Annotated in this window: 3 protein-coding genes; 2 read left to right on the top strand and 1 reads right to left on the bottom strand. The window is 65.5% G+C overall.

Annotated elements, in window-relative coordinates; genetic code table 11:
* Nucleotides 1-201: 201 nt before the first annotated feature.
* The gene (gene acnA, locus IN820_RS05760) at nucleotides 202-2,877 is read right to left on the bottom strand and encodes an aconitate hydratase AcnA (RefSeq protein ID WP_193680054.1); all 2,676 of its coding nucleotides are present in this window, start codon (nucleotides 2,875-2,877) and stop codon (nucleotides 202-204) included.
* A 174-nt stretch (nucleotides 2,878-3,051) separates the two neighbouring features.
* On the opposite strand from acnA, the gene rlmM reads away from it, so the two are divergent.
* Both rlmM and tusA read left to right on the top strand, forming a co-directional pair.
* Nucleotides 3,052-4,101, top strand: coding sequence for a 23S rRNA (cytidine(2498)-2'-O)-methyltransferase RlmM (rlmM, locus tag IN820_RS05755; protein WP_102894191.1), 1,050 nt, complete (start codon nucleotides 3,052-3,054; stop codon nucleotides 4,099-4,101).
* A 57-nt stretch (nucleotides 4,102-4,158) separates the two neighbouring features.
* A complete protein-coding gene (tusA, locus tag IN820_RS05750; RefSeq protein WP_102894190.1) occupies nucleotides 4,159-4,416 on the top strand; it encodes a sulfurtransferase TusA in 258 nt (85 codons plus the stop codon).
* Nucleotides 4,417-4,487 lie beyond the last annotated feature (71 nt).

Genomic DNA, 4,487 nt, shown 5'->3' with positions numbered 1-4,487 from the left:
CAGAACACCTCGACACTTCGAGCAACACGCAATTGGGACAGAGCCTTTTAATTCGGGTGCGCTCCGCGCACCGGGAATCATTGCCGCCCGACGGGGCGCACAGCGCCCCGGAAGTTCACTCCCAGGTTAATCGCGAAGCTTCTTGCAACAGCCGGGAGCGGGAAAACGACGTTCGTTCTTCCCGCGTTCATGGTCGCCCGCTCAACTGCCGATCAACTGGCGCAGCACGTAATGCAGGATGCCTCCGGCCTTGAAATACTGCACTTCGTTGAGCGTGTCGATGCGGCACAGTACCTGGAAGGAGCCATGCGAGCCGTCGCTGCGTTCCACGTCCACGGTCAGCAACTGGCGCGGCTTGACGTCGGCGCCGAGGCCGCGGATCGACAGCTTTTCGGTGCCATCCAGGGCGAGCGACTGGCGCGTCTGGTCACCGACGAACTGCAGTGCCAGTACGCCCATGCCGATCAGGTTGGAACGGTGGATGCGCTCGAAGCTCTCGGCGATCACCGCCTTGACCCCCAGCAGGTTGGTGCCCTTGGCCGCCCAGTCGCGACTGGAGCCGGTGCCGTACTCCTTGCCGGCGATCACCACCAGCGGCACGCCTTCGGCCTGGTAGCGCATCGCCGCGTCGTAGATCGACAGCTTCTCCCCGCTGGGCTGGTGCAGCGTGTTGCCACCTTCCTCGCCACCGAGCATCTCGTTCCTGATGCGGATGTTGGCGAAGGTGCCGCGCATCATCACTTCGTGGTTGCCGCGACGCGAACCGTAGGAGTTGAAATCTTCCGGCTGCACGCCCAGCGACTGCAAATACAGGCCGGCCGGCGAGCTGGACTTGATGTTGCCGGCCGGGGAGATGTGATCGGTGGTGATGGAGTCGCCGAACAGCGCGAGAATGCGTGCGTTCTCGACATCGGCAGGCGGGGCCGGCGGCTGCCCGATGTCCTCGAAGAACGGCGGGTTCTGCACGTAGCTGGAGCCGGCATTCCACTGGTACGTATCGCCGGCGCTCACCGGGATCTTCTGCCAGTGCTCGTCGCCGCTGAACACGTCGGCGTAGCGGCTGCGGAACATCTGGCCGTCGATCCGGCCGACGGCTTCGGCGATCTCCGCACTGCTCGGCCAGATGTCCTTGAGGTACACCGGCTGGTTCTGCGCATCGTAGCCCAGCGGCTCCTTGTCCATGTCGATGCGCGTGGTGCCAGCCAGGGCGAAGGCCACCACCAGCGGCGGGGAAGCCAGCCAATTGGCCTTGACCAGCGGATGCACGCGGCCCTCGAAGTTGCGGTTGCCGGAAAGCACCGAGCAGACGATCAGATCGTTCTCGGTGATCGCCTGGCCGATGGCGTCCGGCAGCGGCCCCGAGTTGCCGATGCAGGTGGTGCAGCCGTAGCCCACCAGGTTGAAGCCGAGCTGATCCAGATATTGCGTCAAGCCGGCGCGTTCCAGGTAATCGGTCACCACCTTCGAACCCGGCGCCAGCGAGGACTTGACCCAGGGCTGGCGCTTGAGCCCGCGTTCCACGGCCTTCTTCGCCACCAGGCCGGCGGCCATCAGTACGTTGGGATTGGAGGTGTTGGTGCAGGAGGTGATGGCGGCGATCACCACGGCGCCGTGCCTGAGGGCGAAATCCTCGCCCGCGACGGCGAACGGCGTATCCGTCTGCTGCTTGCGGCCGCTGGTTTCCAGCAGCAGGTCGAAGCTGGCGCCGATGTCGCCGAGCGATACCCGATCCTGCGGGCGCTTGGGGCCGGCTACGGAGGGTTGCACCTGGCTCAGGTCCAGTTCCAGGGTGGCGCTGAACAGCGGGTCCGGCGAGTCGCTGTCGCGCCACATGCCCTGGGCCTTGCTGTAGGCCTCGACCAGGGCGATGCGCTCCTCGTTGCGGCCGGTCAGGCGCAGGTAATCGATGGTCACCTGGTCCACCGGGAAGAAGCCGCAGGTAGCGCCGTATTCGGGCGCCATGTTGCCGATGGTGGCGCGGTCGGCCAGCGGCAGATGATCCAGGCCGGGGCCATAGAACTCGACGAACTTGCCCACCACGCCGTGCTTGCGCAGCATCTGGGTGACGGTCAGCACCAGGTCGGTGGCGGTCACGCCTTCGTTGAGCCTGCCGGTCAGGCGGAAGCCGACGACTTCGGGAATCAGCATCGACACCGGCTGGCCGAGCATCGCCGCCTCGGCCTCGATGCCGCCGACGCCCCAGCCCAGCACGCCGAGGCCGTTGATCATGGTGGTGTGCGAATCGGTGCCGACCAGCGTGTCGGGGTAGGCGTAGGTCTCGCCATCCTCCTCGCGGGTCCAGACCACCTGGCCGAGGTATTCCAGGTTGACCTGGTGGCAGATGCCGGTGCCCGGTGGAACCACCTTGAAATTGTGGAAGGCCTGCTGGCCCCAGCGCAGGAACTCGTAGCGCTCGCCATTGCGCTGCATCTCGATCTCGACGTTCCGCCCGAAGGCCTGATCGGTGCCGAAACGGTCGACCATCACCGAGTGGTCGATTACCAGGTCCACCGGTGAGAGCGGGTTGATCTTCTGTGGATCGGCGCCGGCCCGGGCCACCGCATCGCGCATCGCGGCCAGGTCGACCACCGCCGGCACGCCGGTGAAATCCTGCATCAGTACGCGCGCGGGGCGGTACTGGATTTCGTGCTCGGAGCTGCGGGTCCGCAGCCAGAGGACCAGGGACTTGAGATCGTCGGCGTGGACGGTCACGTCATCTTCCCAGCGCAGCAGATTTTCCAGCAGCACCTTGAGCGAAGTCGGCAGACGGGCGATGTCGCCCAGTTGGGCGGCGGCGTCGGGCAGGCTGTAGTAATGGTAAGTCTTGCCGGCAACCTCGAGGCTGCGACGGCAATTCAGGCTATCCAGGGACGGCATTCCTCATCTCCTTGCGCCCGCACGGTCCGGGCTGGCTGATGACTGAGCTTTGAAATTAGCTCTTCGGCAGGGCTTTTGCTACTGCACTGGACCGAACCATGCAACCGAGGGTTCCCCCGCTCGGCTATCATGCGCGGCTTTGGCCCCGCCCCGACGCGCCTACAGGATTCGACCATGAACACATTGCTGCTGCATTGCCGCCCCGGTTTCGAAGGCGAGGTTTGCGCCGAGATCAGCGACCATGCGGCATTGCTCGGCGTGGCCGGCTACGCCAAGGCCAGGCCGGACAGCGCCTGCGCCGAATTCATCTGCAGCGAGAGCGGGGGCGCCGAGCGGCTGATGCGCGGCCTGCGTTTCGCCGAGCTGATCTTTCCCCGCCAATGGGCGCGCGGCGAATACCTGCAGTTACCGGAAACCGACCGCATCAGCGTGCTGCTGGCGCATCTGGCCGGTTATCCGATCTGCAGCAGCCTATGGCTGGAGGTGCTGGATACCAACGACGGCAAGGAGCTCTCCAATTTCTGCCGCAAGTTCGAGGCGCCGCTGCGCAAGGCCCTGGTCAAGGCTGGCCGGCTCGACGAGCAGGGCCATGGTCCGCGCCTGCTGTTGACCTTCAAGAGCGGGCGCGAAGTGTTCGCCGGCATCGCCGAAGCGCACAACAGCGCGCTCTGGCCGATGGGCATTCCACGGCTGAAATTTCCGCGCCAGGCGCCGAGCCGCTCGACGCTGAAGCTGGAGGAGGCCTGGCACCACTTCATTCCCCGCGAGCAGTGGGACAGGCGCCTGGCTGCCGGCATGACCGGCGTCGACCTCGGCGCGGCGCCCGGCGGCTGGACCTGGCAGCTGGTCAACCGGCACATCAGGGTCAGCGCCGTGGACAACGGGCCGATGAATGCCGAGCTGATGGATTCCGGGCTGGTCGAGCATTTCCGTGCCGACGGCTTCACCTTCCGTCCGCGCAGACCGGTGGACTGGATGGTCTGCGACATCGTCGAGAAGCCCGCGCGCAATGCCGCGCTGCTGGAAACCTGGATCGGCGAGGGCCTGTGCCGCGAGGCGGTGGTCAACCTCAAGCTGCCGATGAAGCAGCGCTACGCCGAAGTGAAACGCCTGTTGGAACGCATCGCCGATGGCCTCGCCGAACGCAGGGTGAAGGCCAGCATCGGCTGCAAGCAGCTGTATCACGACCGCGAGGAAGTGACCTGCCATCTGCGTCGTCTCTGACGAGTGACCTTCCGGCCCATCTGCGCGACAATGCCGACCTGTTTTCCGGAGCCCGTGATGACCCGATCAGCCGAAATGACAGCCGATGCCGTACTCGATGCCAGCGGCCTGAATTGCCCCGAGCCGGTGATGATGCTGCACAACAAGGTGCGTGACCTGGCCAGCGGTGCCTTGCTCAAGGTCATCGCCACCGACCCGTCGACCCAGCGCGACATTCCCAAATTCTGCATCTTTCTCGGCCACGAGCTGGTCGAGCAGCAACAAGCCTCGGGGACCTATCTGTACTGGATTCGCAAGAAGAGCGAGCAGGGCTGAGGCTGTCCCGCAATCGCGCACTCGCGGGTAGGTTGGCGTTGAGCGCAGCGAAGCCCAACGGGGGGGGGGGG

Origin of the sequence: Pseudomonas lopnurensis (assembly GCF_015070855.1) — a bacterium.
GTDB lineage: Bacteria > Pseudomonadota > Gammaproteobacteria > Pseudomonadales > Pseudomonadaceae > Stutzerimonas > Stutzerimonas lopnurensis.
This window is presented reverse-complemented; position numbering and strand designations above follow the sequence as displayed.